Origin of the sequence: Protofrankia sp. CiP1_Cm_nod2 (assembly GCF_920664355.1) — a bacterium.
In the GTDB taxonomy this organism is placed as follows: Bacteria; Actinomycetota; Actinomycetes; order Frankiales; family Frankiaceae; genus Protofrankia.
Genome location: NZ_CAKKTL010000011.1, coordinates 24,265 through 40,953 on the forward strand (window position 1 = coordinate 24,265; position 16,689 = coordinate 40,953).

Genomic DNA, 16,689 nt, shown 5'->3' on the forward strand with positions numbered 1-16,689 from the left:
CCTCTCCCACATCCGTGTCCAGCGGACGGCCCGGGGCGAGGCCGGGCCGTCCGGCCTGCCCACAGACGGCCTGCCCACAGACGGCGTGCCCGGGCGGGGCGCTCATCCGAGCGCGGCCAGGACGAGGCTCGCCACCTCCTCCCGCCGCTCCGGCCGCCGCACGGTGCTGCCGTCGGCCTCCCGCACGTAGAAGGCGTTCACGACGTCGAGGCCGATCGTGGCCACGATCGCGGTCCGCACGCCGAGCCCGGCCGCGGAGAGCGCGCGGACCATCCGGAACAGCACACCGGCACGGTCAGGTGCCCGTATCTCGATCACCGTGTCGGATCCGGAGTCGTCAAAGATGATTTTTGGTGGCGCGGGCGGCGGCTGGCGCCGGGTGGCCGCGTACGCCTGTTCCCGGCCGGTGATCCTGGCGTCCAGGTCGACCCGGCCGGCGAGGACCCGCAGCAGGTCACCGCGCAGCTTCCCGGCGTTGGGCTCCCCGTCGTGCGTGGTTGCCACCGCCGCCTGCAACAGCGCCCGGCCGTTCTCGCTGCGGGCGGAGGCGCGGTGCACGTCCAGCCGGTTGACGGCGAGCACTCCCGTGGTGGCGGCCAGCAGCCCTGGACGGTCGGGTGCCACCAGCACGATCTCGAACATCGGGTCGTCCGGCAGCGGGTTGACCGCCACGTGGTAGTCGTCCGGGAGCGTGAGAAGAGCCCGCTGACGGTCGGTGAGGGCGGGCGGGCACGGTGCCCGCTCGCCGCGGTGGACCGCTGTCGCCCGCTCCACCAGGTCGCCGACCAGCCGTGCCTTCCAGGGGCTCCAGGCCGTCGGGCCGGTGGCGAGCGCGTCGGCCTCGGTCAGGGCGTGCAGCAGGCCGAGGACCCGGGGGCTGCCGGCGGCCCGGGCCACCGCCTCGATGGTCGCCGGGTCGTCGATGTCCCGCCGGGTCGCGGCCTCGATGAGCAGGAGGTGCTGGCGCACCATCGTGACGAGCATGTCGGCGTCCGCCGGCGGGAGCCCGAGCCGCGGCGCGAGGTCACGGACGATCTCGACTCCCACGTCGGTGTGGTCGCCGGGCCGGCCCTTGCCGATGTCGTGCAGCAGTGCGCCGAGCAGCAGCAGGTCGGGCCGGTCGACCTTGCGGGTCGACGCCGCCGCGGCGGCGGCCGTCTCCAGCAGGTGCCGGTCGACGGTGAAGCGGTGGTAGGGATTGCGCTGCGGCCTGCTGCGCACCGTCTCCCACTCGGGCAGCAGCCGGACGAGCAGCCCGACCTGGTCGAGCGCCTCCATGGCACCGATCATGGCCGGGCCGGTGGCGAGCAGGGTCACCAGGGCCTGTCGGGCCGCGTCCGGCCACGGTGCCGGCATGGGTGGGGCTTCGCGGGCGAGCCGGGTGAGGGCGTACCGGCCGATGGGGATGCCGGCCCGGGCCGCCGCGGCGGCGGCCCGCAGGACCAGCGCGGGATCGTGGGTGGGATCGGCGTCCCGGGCGAGCTGCACCTCGCCGTCCTGCTCGACCACGTCCTGGTCCAGGGGCCGGCGGACCGGGGGGCCGGGGCGCCGGCGCGCGGACGATCGTAGGCCGGCCGAGACCCGGTACCAGGTGGTGTCCCAGGTCCAGGAGATCGTGCGGCCCGCGTCGGCGGTGGCGTGGGCGAGCGCGAGCTGGTCGGGATAGCCCAGGGCTGCCGCGACGGCGGCCTGGTCCTGCAGCAGCAGCCGGTCCTGCCGGCGGCCGTGCGCGAGCCGGCGGACCTCGCCACGGGCGTCGAGGAGCACCCGGCGCGCTTCGAGCACCCGCGCGGACGGGGTTTCGGCGACCCAGGCGATGGCGAGCGCGGCCAGCGCGTGGACGTCCCGCAGGCCACCGCGGGCCTGTTTCAGGTCCGGTTCGAGCAGGAAGGCGACGTCGCCGTGGCGCCGGGCCCGGTCGGCGACCAGGTCCGCGAGTTCGGGCAGACGCTGGGGGGAGCGAGCGCGCCAACGGGCGCGGACGCGCTCGAGCAGGGACCCGGCGAGGGCGCGGTCACCGGCGACCGGGCGGGCCTCCAGCAGGCCCAGCGCCGCCTTCAGGTCGTTGTCGGCGACCGCGACGGCCTCGTCGACGGTACGGACGCTGTGGTCGAGGCCGATCCCGGCGTCCCAGAGCGGATACCAGAGGGTGTCGGCGATGCCGGTGATGTCGTCCCGGCGGCCGTCGTGCAGCAGGACGAGGTCGAGATCGCTGCCGAGGGCGGGCTCACCCCGCCCGTAGCCACCGACCGCCATCAGGGCGACGCCGGCGCCCGGCTCGCCGAAAAGAGCACACAGGGTGGCTTCGGCGACGTCCATGAGGGCGTGGCGCAGCGCCGGCCCGACGATGCCGCCGAACTCCTCGGACCGGCCCGTAAGAGTCGCCAGCCGGTTCGTCATCGAAGGGCCTGTTCTGGCCGGTGCGGCAGCCAACGGCCCGCACCGGCCAGCACACCGACAAGGTGCACGGTCTACAGCGCGTCCGATCCACGTTCGCCGGTGCGTACCCGTACGACGGTTTCGACCGGGACCACCCAGACCTTGCCGTCACCGATCTTCCCGGTCTGCGCGGACGTGGTGATGGCACTTACCAGTTCGTCGACGGCGTCGTCGTCCACGACGATTTCAATCTTGATTTTCGGGACGAAGTCGACCTTGTATTCGGCTCCCCGATACACTTCGGTGTGGCCTTTCTGTCGACCGAAGCCCTGGACCTCCGAAATGGTCAGGCCGCGCACGCCGAGGTTTTCCAGCGCGGTCTTCACGTCCTCCAGCTTGAACGGCTTGATTACCGCGGTTACGAGTTTCACGCCTTGGCCTCCTCTGCGACCTTGTCGGTGGAAACCGATGCCGGTGCCGATCCGTCACCGAGCGCGGTGAACTCGTAGGCGGTCTCACCGTGCAGGACGATGTCCATTCCTTCGAGTTCCTCGTCCGGCGACAGCCTCATCCGGTAGATCTTGTCGATGACGAAGGCGATGATGAACGTTGCCGCGAACGAGTAGGCGACCACCGCGCCGGCGGCGAGCGCCTGCTTGCCGAGCAGGCTGGCGCCACCGCCGTAGAAGATCCCGTCCGCGCTGTAGCCGGGGGCGACGTCGGCAGTGCCGAAGAACCCGATCAACAGCGCACCCAGCACACCGCCAACCAGGTGGACGGCGCCTACGTCGAGCGCGTCGTCGATGCCGACCTTGCCCTTGATGGCCGTGGCCAGAGCGCAGACCGCACCGGCGATGAGGCCGATGGCGATCGAGCCTGCCGGGGAGACGAAGCCACAGGCCGGGGTGATGGCTACCAGGCCGGCGACGGCGCCGGAGGCGGCACCCAGGGTGGTCGCCTTCCCATCCCGGATCTTCTCTACGAACAACCAGCCGAGCACGGCGGCGGCGGTCGCGGTGTTGGTGTTGACGAATGCGAACCCGGCGCGGGTGTCGGCGGCGAGTTCGGACCCGGCGTTGAAACCGAACCAGCCGAACCACAGCAGGCCGGTTCCCAGAAGTACGAACGGCAGGTTGTGCGGCCGGAAGCTGGTGGCGGGCCAGCCCCTGCGCTTACCCAGGACAAGCGCGACGGCGATGGCCGCGGCTCCGGCGTTCGCGTGGACGACGGTACCGCCGGCGAAGTCCTCGGCGCCCCTCTTGAACAGCCATCCTTCGGGGGAGAACACCCAGTGCGCCACCGGCGAGTAGATGAGAATCGACCATATCGTCACAAAGGCGGCAAAAGCCCCGAATTTCCACCGGTCAGCGGTGGCTCCGGTGATGAGTGCCGGGGTGATGATTGCGAACATGAGCTGGAATGCCACGAACACGATCGGTGGGATCACCTGGGCGAGCGAGTTCGTCTCATAGGGCGGGGCGAACGTCACCTCGGCATACCCGGGAACCGGTTCGCTCATATGGTTGAGCAGTGCGAAGTGAAACCCACCGAAGATCTGGTTGCCGTCGCCGAACGCGATACTGTAACCGATCAGTACCCATAGGACGCTGACGACGGCGATGCAGAAGAAGTTCTGCATGAGCATGCCGAGCACGTTCTTCGCGCGGACCATGCCGCCGTAGAAGAACGCAAGGCCGGGTGTCATCAGCAGTACGAGTGCCGAGGCAGCCAGAATCCAGGCGGTGCTGCCCACACCCGCTGCGCCGGCTATACCGTCTTGGAGTTCCTTAAGCTGGTCTGGGTTCATGTCTCTCCCGTCGGTCGCCCCGCGTGCCCGCGTGGATCATGCTCACCGGTCCGCGGCCCACCCGTCGTCCCGGATCCTTCGGCCGAAGAGTCGATAGGATCTGTTCCGGATCGGTATCTTTCCTGTTTCCGGTATGTGAAATCGCTAAATTGGGCGATTCGTGGCCCGCTTCGATGGGCTCGTGGCGAACATCACATCGCCCTCCGTGACTTCCGGCGCGTTTATGTGATCCTACTTGCTCCGACGGGCTACCGTGATTCTCCGTGTGTGATGGTTTGACTGCGGATTGCTACTGTTGTGGTGGCGCCGGCTGGCGTGGCTCGTTCGTCCGTAGATCGCACGAACGCCGCGCGCGCCAGCGGCCGGGCCGCGTCCCCGGCGCCTCGGGGGAGGCTCCGGCTGTTCCGGAGGCCTCGGAAAGCTGTCGCCGGGTGCCTGAACGGCTACCGGGCGCTCTGGGTCTGGTCGGCGTTCTCGCCGGCGGGATCATACTGCTGCCGGGCGCCGCCACACCGGCCAGAGCCGACGGCATCGACAAGGTCAACAGAGATATCGCGGCCGCTCAGCAACAGCTCGCCGAACTGACGCACTCGACCGAGACGGCGACCGAAGCCTTCAACGCCGGGCGGCTGCGGCTGAGCGCCGCCGAGCAGGCCGTGTCGACGGCCACCGAGAACGTCCGGCATGCGGGGGACGCTGTGCGGGCCGCGGCGGACAGACGCCGCGCGCTGGGAGCCGCCACCTACCGTTCGGGCGGTCTCGAACAGCTCTCGGTGCTGTTCTCCGGCGACCCCGGCACGGCACTCGACCGGGTGGGCGCGATGGACTCGCTCGCCCGCCGCGGCCGGGCCGCCGAGATCGAGCTGCGCTCGGCCCGCCACGACCTGGCCGGCGCGCAGGCCGCCGCGCAGGCGGCTCTTGCCGAGCGGCAACGCGAAACCGCGTCCCTCGAAGAGGGGAAGAAGCGCATCGAGGCGTCGGTGACGGAGCAGCGTGCGTTGCTCGACGGCCTGGTCGCCAGGCACGCCGAGCTTGTCCGCCAGGCGCGTGCCCGCGAGGAGGCGGCCCGCCGGGCGGGCGAGCTGGCAGCCGCCGCGGCCGCGCAGGCGCAGGCACAGGCGGCCGCGGCCGAGCGGGACCAGCTGCGCGGCCGCAGCGACCTGATCGGCAGCACCAGCCGTGGAGCCACCGATGCCGCCGCCACGCCGGCCCGCCCGCCCGCGATCGGGAGCGGCGGGGCGGCGGTCGCGGTCGCACAGGCCCGTGCGCAGCTGGGCAAGCCGTATGTGTGGGGGGCGGCCGGGCCGGACGCCTTCGACTGCTCGGGGCTCACCCAGTGGGTGTGGGCGAAGGCGGGAGTCGCCCTGTCCCACTTCACCGGTGCCCAGTGGAACGAGGGACGGCGGGTCTCCCGCGGCGAACTCATGCCAGGTGACCTGGTCTTCTTCGGTGAGGATCTACACCATGTGGGGATCTACGTCGGCAACGGGAACATGATCGACGCACCGCGCACAGGGACGGTGATCCGCCTCGAGCCGGTCTGGTGGGAGACGTACGCCGGTGCGGTGCGCCCCGGTGCCTGAAGCCGGCCGTGTCCAGACCAGGCGTTGGATGATGATGCTACGTGTGTGTTCAGCCGTGAGGGGGGATACCGGGGTGTTCGACATACACGAGCCCCGCGGCACGCCGTGAGATGTCGATGGCCGGTGCTTCCCGCCCCGGGAGCTGGCCTGACGCGCCCGCCTCCTCGGCAGGGGCGACCGCGTCCGAGGAGATGACCTCGACGACGTCACCGTGCCCGCGGATGACGAGCGTGGCACCGGGCAGCACCCCGCCGTCCCGGAGCTGGCGCATGGTCCGTTCGTCCGTCTGTAGCCGTTCGGAGATCCAGCTGACCGTGACCGAGGCCGTCCCGGCGCTGGTGAAGTCGGTGGCGGCCAGCAGGCTCAGCGGCGCCAGGGGCCGCGGCCCCACCGGGCGGTCGAACGGGCCTGCCGGGATCACGTTCCCGAACGGGCACTTCTCCGGGTCACCAAGGATCGCGGTGAGCCGTGCCTCCACCTCGTCGGAGATCACGTGCTCCCACCGACAGGCCTCGTTGTGGACGAGGGCCCAGTCCAGACCTATCACCTCGGTGAGAAGCAGTTCGGCGAGACGGTGTTTGCGCATGACCGCTGTCGCGCGGACCAGCCCCTTCTCGGTGAACTGCACGGTGCGGTCGTTGGCGAGGGCGACCAGGCCCTCGCTGGCCAGCCGTGAGGTGGACTCGCTGGCCGCGGGTGCGCTGACGTGCAGTCTTTCCACCAGACGCGCGCGCAGTGGCGGGATGCCCTCCTCCCTCAGCTCGTAGAGGGTACGGAGGTACATCTCGGTACTGTCGATCAGTCCAGTCACCGGGCTCCTTCATCCAGCCTCAAGAGTACGCCTGTGAAGGCGTACCCACCTAGGTACGCGGGCCGCCCTGTCCGCGCCGTTTCCAGGCTGGTTGCCCGTGCTGGTTGCTGCCCGTGCCGGTTGCGCGTCGACCGGCTTCAGGGCCTGTTCCGGCCGCCGGGAGCCCGGCCGGGAAACGGCTGGCGGGATCGGCGGATCGGTCTCCCGGTGCGGGTCATACACTTCGGTGTATGAGCTCGACCCAGATCGCACCGGAGACAACTCACGGCAGTACGGACGAGGGTAATGACTTCGCCCACTATGCGCGCCATGAGGAGATCGTCCGGGCTTCCATCGAAGGCGGACGCGTGACCGCGCTGTGTGGTTACAGGTTCGAGCCGGTGCGTGATCCCCAGCGGTTCCCGGTGTGCCCGAAATGCAAGGAGCTCGTCGAGCTGGCCGAACAGCTCGGCTGACCGCCCGGGCGGCCCCGTCCCGGTCGTCCCTCACCGGGCCTGGTCACACGGCTGGGTGCGTGGCAGGACGTGGCTCGCCGCGGCCCGCGCCGAGCGCTGCCGGTGCCCGTGCGCCGTGAGCGCTGGTATGAGCGGCGGTCACGGTAGCGATCGACGGCGGGACATATGGTGACAGACGGTCAGGTCAGGCTCCGCCGGCCCTGTGACTCGTCCCATCTGGTCCACTCGCATAGCCGACCGGGTACGACCGGGACGACGGATGATGCGTAAGCTGGGGTGCCGTCGGAGGCCTTCTCGTGACACCAGGCCCGCCCTTGTAGCTCCTCGTAGCCCTGCCCTTGTAGCCCTGCCCTTGTAGCTCAGTGGATAGAGCGACCGCCTCCTAAGCGGTAGGCCGTAGGTTCGATTCCTACCAGGGGCACGATCCCGGTCGTGCCAGCGCTTCCGCCTGCTCGAACGACTTTCGGCGAGATGACGCTCGGTGAATGGTGTAGTGCGCATACTGGAGCGCGGGCATACCGGGCCGCCGGTCGTTCGTGATCTGCTCAAGGTCTGTCCGGTCGGTTCCGTCAGCGGGTGGCTACCGCAGCCGCCGCCCGCCCGCGCGTGGGCTCCGGCGGCCGGCCTGCGACATCGTCGGCGGTGGCCCACGCGGTCGTCGGTCCGGCCCTCCTCGGCCGGGTGGCTACCGCGACCGTAATGATCATAAGCGGGTTGTCATCCCCCGATGTCGTCCTCTCCCCGTAGGGGTACTGAAACACCTCATATGGAAGATCCGTCGGGGGTGCGGCGGGAGTACTGTTACCCACGTCACAAGGTCATCCTGTGGAGCAGGCGTCTCGAGCGTGCCAGCAGCATTCGGCTGGCGCCGGCTGGCGCGCTCGAGACGGAGCCTTCACCGTCGAAGGAGGTCGCCGGAATGAGGACCAAAGCCGCCGTCCTGTGGGGGCTGGGGGAGAAGTGGCAGGTCGAGGAGATCGAACTCGATCCGCCCAAGGCGGGCGAGGTTCTGGTCAAACTCACCGCCAGCGGTTTGTGTCATTCGGACTACCACCTGGTCAGCGGCGACATCCCGATTCCTTTCCCGGTCGTCGGTGGGCATGAGGGCGCCGGTGTCGTCGCGGCGGTCGGGCCGGGCGTGACCGAGGTGGCGGAGGGTGACTCGATCGTCCTGAGCTTCCTGCCCTCCTGCGGGCGCTGCTCATACTGCTCGCGTGGCCTGACGAATCTCTGCGATCTCGGGGCGGCGATTATTCTCGGCCCCCAGCTGGACGGTACCTACCGATTCCACACGCGCGGTCACGACATCGGGCAGATGTGCGTTCTCGGGACATTCTCGGAATACACGGTCGTCCCGGTCGCGTCCATAGTCAAGATCGATCAGGGTGCGGCGCTGGACAAGGCGGCGCTGATCGGATGCGGTGTCCCGACCGGTTACGGCAGCGCGGTGAACACCGCGCAGGTGCGGCCGGGTGACACCGTGGTCGTGATGGGCGTCGGTGGTATCGGCGTCAACGCGGTGCAGGGGGCCAGGGCCGCGGGCGCGCGGACCGTCGTCGCGCTGGACCCCGTCGACTTCAAGCGGCAGAAGGCTGTCGAGTTCGGCGCGACCCACACGGCCGCCACCGTCGACGCGGCACGGGAGCTGGTCAGCGAGCTGACCCGCGGGCAGCTGGCGGACGCGTGCATCATCACGACGGACGTCGCCGAGGGCGCGTACGTCGGCGAGGGGCTGAGCCTGGTGGGTAAGCGCGGCCGGGTGGTGGTGACCGCGATCGGGCATCCCACGGACTTCTCGATCAGTGGGTCGCTGTTCGAGCTGACGCTGTACGAGAAGTCGATCCGCGGCGCGCTGTTCGGCTCCTCGAACCCGCAGCACGACATTCCCCGCTATCTTGAGCTGTACAACCGTGGCCAGCTGAAGCTCGACGAGCTGGTGACCAGGGAATATTCCCTGGAGGACATCAACGAGGGATACCAGGACCTGCTGGACGGCCGGAACATCCGCGGTCTGATTCGTTTCTGACCGGCTTCCTCGAAAACTGGACAGAATTGATGGAAGAACCAGAGGAGCCGGCCGTGGCGATCGTATGACGCCCGGCCGGCTCCATCCGTTAGGTGCCGGTGCGCGACGGTGTTTCGGCGGTCGCGGCCACAGTTGTCGGAGCAGGTTGAACTGAACGGCGAGAATTCGTCGTGGTTTTGAGCGCACTCCCCGGTCCCCGGTCCGCGCCGGACGGCTCCGGCGGCGCGGTGGCTCCCGCGGGAATTTATCTCGATAGGGGCACCAGGTTGACTCCTACGAGGGGAGTGCGGCGAAGCTCGGAAGATTACCGTCAGGCCTGTAGCACATGCCTGAGAAAGGGGCTACCATGACGATTACTGATGGCACCGTCGACACGCGGCTCAGCTCGCTCGAGTTCTGGGCCAAGCCCCGGTCCGTCCATCACGAGGCATTCCGCTGGTTACGGGAGAACAAGCCGGTCAGCTGGCACGAGGCACCCGATTCTCTGGACCCGAACCTGAACAACGCCCAGGGGTTCTGGTCGGTGGTGAAGTACCGCGACATCCAGAACGTCTCCCGGGACACGGAGCTGTTCAGCTCCGCCGACGGCGTGTTCGTCGACGACTTCCCGCAGCTGGAGACGATGCTGTCGTTCATCGTGACGGATGCTCCTCGGCACACCGAGATGCGGGGTATCGTCAGCGTCGCCTTCACGCCGAAGAACATCTTCAAGATGTCGGAGGACATCGGCGGGATCGTTCATCAGGTCATCGACAGGGTCGCCCCCCTGGGTGAGGGGGACCTCTGCCAGCTGATCACCAAGGAGGTGCCCGGCCGGATCTTCGCGACCTTCATGGGGATCACCGACCCGGAACAGATCCAGTACGTGATGGACGCGGCCGAACAGTTCGCGTGCTGGAGCGACCCCGAGTACGCGCATATCGGCTCTCCGCTCCAGGTGTTCGCCGACGCCTCGCAGAAGCTGGCGACCCTTGCGATCGAGCTGGCGAGGGAACGCAGGGAAAACCCGGGTGACGACCTGCTCAGCTGGGTCGCCCAGGCGCAGTACGAGGGCAACAAGATGACCGTCGAGGAGCTCGGTGTCTTCTTCGCGCTGCTCGCCGCGGCCGCCAACGACACCACCCGGCACTCGATGGCCCACGTGCTCGCGCTGTTCCAGCAGTATCCCGAGCAGCTCGACTACGTCCTGGCGGACTTCGACAGGCGCGCGGACGACGCCGTCAACGAGTGCCTGCGGCTGGAACCGCCGCTGATGCATTTCCGCCGCACGGTGACACGGGACACCGAGATCGGTGGAGAGGCCATCAAAAAGGGCGACAAGGTCGTCATGTGGTACATATCCAGCAACCGGGATCCCGAGATGTTCGAGAATCCTGACACGTTCGACGTGCGGCGGGTCAACAAGTTCAACCCGCACCAGGCGTTCGGCGGCGGTGGCCCGCACTACTGCCTGGGCCACATGCTCGCCAAGCAGATGATCAAGACTGAGGTGCGGGAGATATACACCCGTATGAAGGATCTCAGGGTCGGCGAGCGCGACATGCTGTTGTCCAACTTCATGAACGGTGTCAAGCGGCTGCCCGCCACCTGGACGCCCGAACGGGGCTGAGCCGAGCGCGCGGTGGACACCTTGTGCGGACACCTTGTAGTGAACACCTCGTAGCCCGGAAGGCCACGGAGCCGTCCGTGGGACCACGGGCGGGCCCGGGGGCGTGGGAGCGGTGCCCGGCAGCCGTTCCCACGCCCCCGCTGTTTCCTGTTCCTGCCCAATTCTGATCGCACTGTCGTTTCTGGCTTCGGCTGTTTTGCTACGGTATATACCGGATTGTTCCCCCGGCTGTCCCACGCCCTGCCAGCGGACCTGGCCGGGGCCCTTCGGTGTCGTCGATTGTTCGCGACGGGTGAGGCCGGTGGGGCTACCGTGCTGTCCACGACATCATGAGAGGACGTCGGAAATGCGGCGCACCGGTTTCACCGCCGACCACGAGAGCTTCCGTCAGCTGCTCCGGGAGTTTCTCGCCCGCGAGGTGGTGCCCGTCTTCGACGACTGGCTGGCCGCCGGCGCGGTCCCCCGGGACTTCTTCCGGGACCTGGGCAAGCTCGGGGTGCTGGGGATGGCTTTCCCGGCCGAATACGGCGGCGGCGACCAGTCGGACTTCACCTATAACGCGGTGATCAACGAGGAGTGTGCCCGGGCGCTGGTCGCGCTGGGGACGTTACAGGTGCACCTGGACGTGGTGGTTCCGTATTTCCTGGACTACGCCGACGAGGAGCAGCGCAGGCGCTGGTTCCCGGGCCTGGTGAGCGGTGACCTGTTCGCGGCGATCGGTATGACCGAGCCGGGCGCCGGTTCGGACCTGGCCGGCGTGCGCACGACCGCGGTCCGGGACGGCGATCACTATGTGCTCAACGGCGCGAAGACGTTCATCAGCGGTGGCGCGCTCGCCGACCTGGTGGTCGTGGTGGCGCGAACCTCACGCGACGGCTCCGACCGGCGGCGGGGGCTTAGCCTGCTGGTCGTCGAGGACGGCACGCCGGGCTTCGAGAAGGGCCGCAACCTGGCGAAGATCGGCCTGAAGATCCAGGACACCATCGAACTGTCGTTCACCGACGTGCGGGTGCCGGTCGAGAACCTGCTGGGGGAGGAGGGGGCGGCCTTCGAGCAGATGACCCGCGGTCTGCCCCAGGAACGGCTGAGCATCGCGGTCAGCTCGCTGGCCGCGGCCCGGGCCGCGCTGGACGCGACCGTGACCTACGTCCGGGAACGCCAGGTGTTCGGGAAGCCGGTCAGCCAGTTCCAGAACACCAAGTTCGAACTGGCCGCGGTGGCCACGGAGATAGAGGCGGCGCAGGCGATGGTGGACCGCGCGCTGGCCGAGCACGTCGCCGGTGAGCTGAGCCCGGTGGACGCGGCGAAGGTGAAGCTCTACTGCACCGAACTGCAGGGCCGGGCGGTCGACCGCTGCCTGCAGCTGTTCGGTGGTTACGGCTATATCCTGGAATACCCTATTGCCCGGTTGTACGCGGATGCCCGTGTCACGCGTATATACGGCGGCACGAGCGAGATCATGAAGACAATCATCAGTAGGTCGCTGGGCCTGTAGGCCGGGCTCGCGAAACCGGCCGGCCCGGGCGTTTCCTGCTGGTATGTTTTTTTTGGCCCGGTGGGTCTACCCGGCGACATGCTCTTTATGATCTTCCTGGCGGAAGGCGCCCGCCGACGAGGGCCACCCTCCATCCGGCTGTGCACGGCGATATGATCGACTATTTCGGTGGGGCGTGCCGAGCGCATGACGCTCGGCGAAGCGGCCGCACATCGTGCCTGGACCAGTCTGGCCCATTGGTCTAATGTATCGACCAAAGTCGAGTGATATGTCGATCATCGACCGTCCGTTGCGTGACGGGTCGAAGCCGTGCCACACCGGTCGCCGGAAGGCTGAGGGAGGATCGGCCAGCCGCGCGTCCAGCTCTCTGGCGCATGGCTTCGAGACTGCAGGGGATCTTGCGACTCGAAGAGCTCGAAGAGGAGGCGGGAATGGGCAGTGGTGTCCATGCTCGCGTGCTGGACGACGGGTCGGGCCCGGGCATGATGGCGATGGGCTCGGGCACGGCCGACGCGGCCATACCCGACTGGGACACGGCCGGGGAGATGGCCGGGGAGATGGCCGGCCCGGGGCCGCTGGCAGTCGAGGACGGCGTCCAGCGGGCCAGGGAGATACTGAGAGCCGCCGAGCGGGTTCTTGACGACGGCGTGACGTATTCGAATTTCACCAGCAGTGACTCGAAGGCGGCCGACGCGGCGTTGCGGGCGGCGCAGTGCGCGGCGGCCGAATATATGAACCTTGCCGTCCAGTCGTCCAGGGACTCCGCGGTCCGGCAGCTGGGGGAGGTTCTTCTGCAGTCGGGGCTGGCCCGGGTCGCGCTGATGGAGGCCACGCTGGCGCGGCAGACGGCGCGGATGTTCGGCGTCGAGCAGGCGCTCTGCCACTTACGTGGGGCCTCCTCGTTGTCGGCTCTGGAGGAGCGGGCGCCGGTGGAGGCCCATCGGCTGGGTTTCACCAGAATTCTGTTCTCACGTATCGACAAGGGTGTCTGGGTCGCGCGGACGGCCTACATGGAGGGCGAGGAGCAGCTCGCCCAGACGCTGGTGCAGGTCGGTATCGCGAACCCTCGGCCGCTGACCGGCCCGCTGGTCGAGAGCGAGATGGCACGGCGCCGCGTCCCGATCCTGGTACGCGACCCCCAGTCGAGCTCGCGCGTCCACACCGAGATGGTTGCCGTGGTCGACACCAAGGGCTATGTGGCCGCCCCGGTGATCTCCTGGGGCAAGGTGGTGGGGCTGCTGCACGCCGACCGGCAGGTGGAGCGCGGCGGGGTGGACGAGTTCGACCGGGACCTGATCGGCATGTTCGCCGCGGGGGTGGGTGTCGCGTTCGAGAGAAACGCGCTCTTCCGGCGGCTACGGTTCATGCGGTCGATGTTCAACGAACATGTGTGCGCGGTCAACGACCTCGTGGACGACATCGCCGAGGACGTCATGGAGATCGGCGATGACTCGGAGAAGCCGGCGAACCGCTCGCTGGGCGCGTACTCGTCGGGGCAGAACTTCCGGGAGACGCCGGTGGCATATCCCGAGGACGCGCTGTTCGCCAGCCTGACCCCCCGTGAGTGCGAGGTGCTGCGCAGCCTTGCCTCGGGTAAGACGAACGCACAGATCGCGAGCAGCCTGTTCGTGACCGAAGGCACCGTGAAATCGCACGTGAAGCACATTCTGCGGAAGCTCGGCGCGGCCAACCGCACGGACGCCGTAGCTCGGTACCACGCGCTGACCAGGTCATCCGGCGGCCACCAGATGAAGGATCCGTTCAGATCCTGAGGGCCCTCCGGCCGCCTCGTGGCGGCGGGCAGGGGCTCGCCGTAGCCGGCGACGCGTCCGCGCACGCTCCGTCGCGGTGGCCGCCACCGCGTCCATGCCAGGGATGACCGCCGTTCGTCCGCCGCGTGCGCCGGTCGGCGCCGGGGCCGACCGGCCAGATCGCGCTGCCTGCCTACCGGCCAGGTCATGGCACCTGTCAAGGCGGGTCGGGACAGACCCCACCGCCTCTGCCGAAGGTCCCTGTCACAGCCGCGACGGCTCCGCCAGGCTGGGAGAGGGCCTGGTGGAGCGGCCGGAGCCACAACCAGGTGAGGGCGCGTGGGGGCGCGGGCCGCTCGGCGGCGCGGGCCCGTACGGGCGGCCCAGGCCGGTAGCCGGCGTTCCGCCGCTGCCCAGCGGTTCTCACCACCAGGGCCACCGCTTGACAGAGGGCCGTCGGCGCGGGGGAGAACGCGATGAAGAGGAAGGTGGTCGTTGTGGTGGCCATTACGCTGGCCATCGCGTTCGGCTGCCTCGGGGCCGCGCTGACAGCCGCGGTCCGGACGGCGGACGCCACCGCCGTCCAGCATGACCGGCTGGAGCCGGCCGCCGCGGATGTGGCTGTTCTCCTGGACCATCTCGCCGACGAGGACAGCGGCTGGCGCGGTTATCTGACGACCGGCCGGCCCGAGCTTCTCAAGCCGCCGCTGGTCGCGTCCCAGGATATTTCGGCCAGGATCAACCAGCTGTCCGCCGCCGTCGCCGGTCTCGGGCGGCTGTCCGGCCTTGTGCGGCAGGTGACGGAGGCGCACGGGGCCTGGAGCTCGCACGCGGATCCCGCGGTGGCCGCCGTTCGTACCGAGAACACGGTGGTCATTCATCCGGCGGAGGCGGCTGCCGCGACAAACTCGGGCCTTGACGCCATGCGTACCCGGCTGGCCGCGATACAGCAGGAGATTCTGCGCCACCAGGCGCGGCTGTCGGCTCAGGCCGACGGGGCCGGGTGGCAGCTGCTGGCCGGCGCGCTGGGTGCCGTGTTCCTGGTTTTCCTGGTCGTCGCCGTGATGGTCGTCGGCGTCCGGCGGTCGGTCCTCGCGCCGGTCCGCGGGCTGCTGCGCGCGGTCAGGGAACTTGCCGGTGGCGGTTACGACCAGGCTGTGCCGCGGGACGGCCCGGCCGAACTGGCCGAGCTCGGAGAGGGGCTGGACGCGATGCGTCTGCGTGTGTTGGCCACGATCGGCCAACAGGGACCGACGGTGACGGCGCTGCGGGACGCGTTGGCCGCGTCCGTGGCCGAGATCCCGGGCATGCGGATCGCGAGCCGGATCATCCCGGCGGAGGGCCTGCTCGCCGGCGACTGGTACGACATCTTCGAGCTGCCCGACGGCCGTCTCGGGTTCACGGTGGGGGACGCGGCGGGGCACGGCCCGGTCGCCGGCGTGCATGCGCTGCTGGTCAAGCAGCTGCTCGCGGCCGCGCTGCTCACCGGGAGCACCCCGGGCGAGGCGGTCCGGTGGGCGCAGCGATGCCTCGGTGACACCGGTGAGATGTTCGCGACCGCGTTCGTCGCAACAGTGGATCGTGAAACCGGCCTTGTCGAGTACGCCAACGCCGGGCACCCACAACCGGTGATCATCCGGAGTCCGGGCGGCGAGCGAGACGTGCGCGCGGGCGACGTGAGGGTGGGCGACGTGGATCCGGGTGCCCTGGATCCGGATGATCTGGACCCGGATGATCTGGACCCGGATGATCTGGACCCGGGTACGGAAGGGGAGGCCCTGACCGCCGGAGACGGCTTGGGCGCGGGAGGGGATGGAAAAAGAGGGGATGGAAAAAACGGAGCGGGAAGGGCGGGGCTCGTGGCGCTGGCGCCGACAGGGCCTCTCGTCGCCACCATCCTGCCCGCCGGCAGCGGCGGCGGGAGTGGCACGTGGCGGACAGAGCGGGCCCGCCTGGCTGCGGGGGACGTGCTGTGCGCCTACAGCGACGGCATTACCGAGGCGCGCGACCCGGCCGGGAACCAGTTCGGTTTCCGGCGGCTGGCCGACGAGCTGGCACGCATCCCCGGCAGAGATCCCGGCGCCCTCGTGAACGACCTCTTCACGGTTGTCGCGCGGCATTCTCGCGGCAGCGTGGCGGACGACCAGATCGCGGTCGCGGTGGGCCGTGACGCGGCCGATGTCATTACCGCTCCGGCACAGCGCCTGGACGGGGCTGTCTATCCGGTGGAAAACGCCGTCACCGCCATGCCGAAAAATGTCACCGCCGCGTCCGGGCAGATGGCCCGGGGGGCAGCCTCGTGCCGGTTCTCCGTCAGTTCTCCCACCAGTTCTCCCACCAGTTCTCCGGCCTGGCCCGAACGGAGCGCATGGGCATGTCACCGGCTTGCCCGCCGGGGCACCGGCTGGTTCCTGGCGGCTGGTCACATCATAACAAAACGGGTATTCGACGCGTCCGGCCAGTTCGGTGCGAATATCCGGGAGGCGGGCACCGCCGGTGCCGCTCCGCAAGGAATACAGAGGCGCAGGGCGCCCGCGCGGGGACGCGGAATTCGTGGATCGATCACTCCGGGGGGCTCGTCGGTGTTGGCGTACGTCCGTTAGTCTGTCTGAGGTATGGACGACCAGGAGACGGGGAAGATCTCCACGGGCACGCTGGATTCCGGCACATCCGCGTCCCTGCCGAGTGACCCGTCCGCGGAGTCGGTGAGAGAGCTGGCCTTCCCGGCAGCTGCCCGCCTCGAGCTCGATGAGCTGCTCACCCAGCTCGTCGA

11 protein-coding genes and 1 tRNA gene are annotated in these 16,689 nt (G+C 69.1%); 8 read left to right on the plus strand and 4 right to left on the minus strand.

All coding sequences use genetic code 11. The features are described from left to right. Positions 1 to 102: 102 nt before the first annotated feature. The 3 genes from NBW84_RS02290 to NBW84_RS02300 form a co-directional block, all read right to left on the minus strand. Entirely contained in the window at positions 103 to 2,400 is a 2,298-nt protein-coding gene (locus NBW84_RS02290; RefSeq protein WP_250281238.1) for a [protein-PII] uridylyltransferase, read from the minus strand. A gap of 71 nt (positions 2,401 to 2,471) precedes the next feature. Next, positions 2,472 to 2,810 carry a P-II family nitrogen regulator gene (locus tag NBW84_RS02295; protein ID WP_250281239.1) on the minus strand — a complete coding sequence of 113 codons (339 nt, stop codon included), beginning with the start codon at positions 2,808 to 2,810 and terminating at the stop codon, positions 2,472 to 2,474. Continuing rightward, positions 2,807 to 4,186 (minus strand): ammonium transporter, encoded by a 1,380-nt coding sequence (locus NBW84_RS02300; protein ID WP_445548179.1) that lies wholly within the window; start codon positions 4,184 to 4,186, stop codon positions 2,807 to 2,809. The genes NBW84_RS02295 and NBW84_RS02300 overlap by 4 nt, the downstream gene beginning before the upstream one ends. A gap of 431 nt (positions 4,187 to 4,617) precedes the next feature. Between NBW84_RS02300 and NBW84_RS02305 the strand changes: the two genes are divergently transcribed. Continuing rightward, positions 4,618 to 5,769: a C40 family peptidase gene (locus NBW84_RS02305; RefSeq protein ID WP_250281241.1), complete on the plus strand. Its 1,152-nt coding sequence runs from the start codon at positions 4,618 to 4,620 to the stop codon at positions 5,767 to 5,769. 49 nt (positions 5,770 to 5,818) lie between these two features. On the opposite strand, the gene NBW84_RS02310 is transcribed toward NBW84_RS02305, so the two are convergent. After that, complete coding sequence (locus NBW84_RS02310; RefSeq protein WP_250281243.1) at positions 5,819 to 6,580, minus strand: metal-dependent transcriptional regulator; 762 nt, start codon at positions 6,578 to 6,580, stop codon at positions 5,819 to 5,821. Positions 6,581 to 6,810: 230 nt separating this feature from the next. On the opposite strand from NBW84_RS02310, the gene NBW84_RS02315 reads away from it, so the two are divergent. From NBW84_RS02315 to NBW84_RS24025, 7 genes are all read left to right on the plus strand, one after another. Next, positions 6,811 to 7,035 carry a DUF3039 domain-containing protein gene (locus NBW84_RS02315; protein ID WP_047223755.1) on the plus strand — a complete coding sequence of 75 codons (225 nt, stop codon included), beginning with the start codon at positions 6,811 to 6,813 and terminating at the stop codon, positions 7,033 to 7,035. 348 nt (positions 7,036 to 7,383) lie between these two features. Continuing rightward, positions 7,384 to 7,456: transfer RNA gene (locus tag NBW84_RS02320), tRNA-Arg, on the plus strand. A gap of 498 nt (positions 7,457 to 7,954) precedes the next feature. After that, positions 7,955 to 9,061, plus strand: a complete 1,107-nt coding sequence (locus NBW84_RS02325) for an NDMA-dependent alcohol dehydrogenase (RefSeq protein WP_250281244.1) — start codon at positions 7,955 to 7,957, stop codon at positions 9,059 to 9,061. Positions 9,062 to 9,407: 346 nt separating this feature from the next. Then, positions 9,408 to 10,670 (plus strand): cytochrome P450, encoded by a 1,263-nt coding sequence (locus tag NBW84_RS02330; protein WP_250281246.1) that lies wholly within the window; start codon positions 9,408 to 9,410, stop codon positions 10,668 to 10,670. Positions 10,671 to 11,016: 346 nt separating this feature from the next. Then, a complete protein-coding gene (locus NBW84_RS02335; RefSeq protein ID WP_250281249.1) occupies positions 11,017 to 12,165 on the plus strand; it encodes an acyl-CoA dehydrogenase family protein in 1,149 nt (382 codons plus the stop codon). 431 nt (positions 12,166 to 12,596) lie between these two features. Beyond that, positions 12,597 to 13,937 (plus strand): LuxR C-terminal-related transcriptional regulator, encoded by a 1,341-nt coding sequence (locus NBW84_RS02340; protein ID WP_250281250.1) that lies wholly within the window; start codon positions 12,597 to 12,599, stop codon positions 13,935 to 13,937. Between the two features lie 455 nt (positions 13,938 to 14,392). Next, complete coding sequence (locus NBW84_RS24025) at positions 14,393 to 16,519, plus strand: PP2C family protein-serine/threonine phosphatase (RefSeq protein WP_445548559.1); 2,127 nt, start codon at positions 14,393 to 14,395, stop codon at positions 16,517 to 16,519. Positions 16,520 to 16,689 lie beyond the last annotated feature (170 nt).

Excerpts from the sequence above, each read along its gene's own strand:
- NBW84_RS02290 (WP_250281238.1), bottom strand. The coding sequence starts at position 2,400 with ATGACGAACCGGCTGGCGACTCTTACGGGCCGGTCCGAGGAGTTCGGC.
- NBW84_RS02300 (WP_445548179.1), bottom strand. The coding sequence starts at position 4,186 with ATGAACCCAGACCAGCTTAAGGAACTCCAAGACGGTATAGCCGGCGCA.
- NBW84_RS02315 (WP_047223755.1), top strand. The coding sequence starts at position 6,811 with ATGAGCTCGACCCAGATCGCACCGGAGACAACTCACGGCAGTACGGAC.
- NBW84_RS02325 (WP_250281244.1), top strand. The coding sequence starts at position 7,955 with ATGAGGACCAAAGCCGCCGTCCTGTGGGGGCTGGGGGAGAAGTGGCAG.
- NBW84_RS02330 (WP_250281246.1), top strand. The coding sequence starts at position 9,408 with ATGACGATTACTGATGGCACCGTCGACACGCGGCTCAGCTCGCTCGAG.
- NBW84_RS02335 (WP_250281249.1), top strand. The coding sequence starts at position 11,017 with ATGCGGCGCACCGGTTTCACCGCCGACCACGAGAGCTTCCGTCAGCTG.
- NBW84_RS02340 (WP_250281250.1), top strand. The coding sequence starts at position 12,597 with ATGGGCAGTGGTGTCCATGCTCGCGTGCTGGACGACGGGTCGGGCCCG.
- NBW84_RS24025 (WP_445548559.1), top strand. The coding sequence starts at position 14,393 with ATGAAGAGGAAGGTGGTCGTTGTGGTGGCCATTACGCTGGCCATCGCG.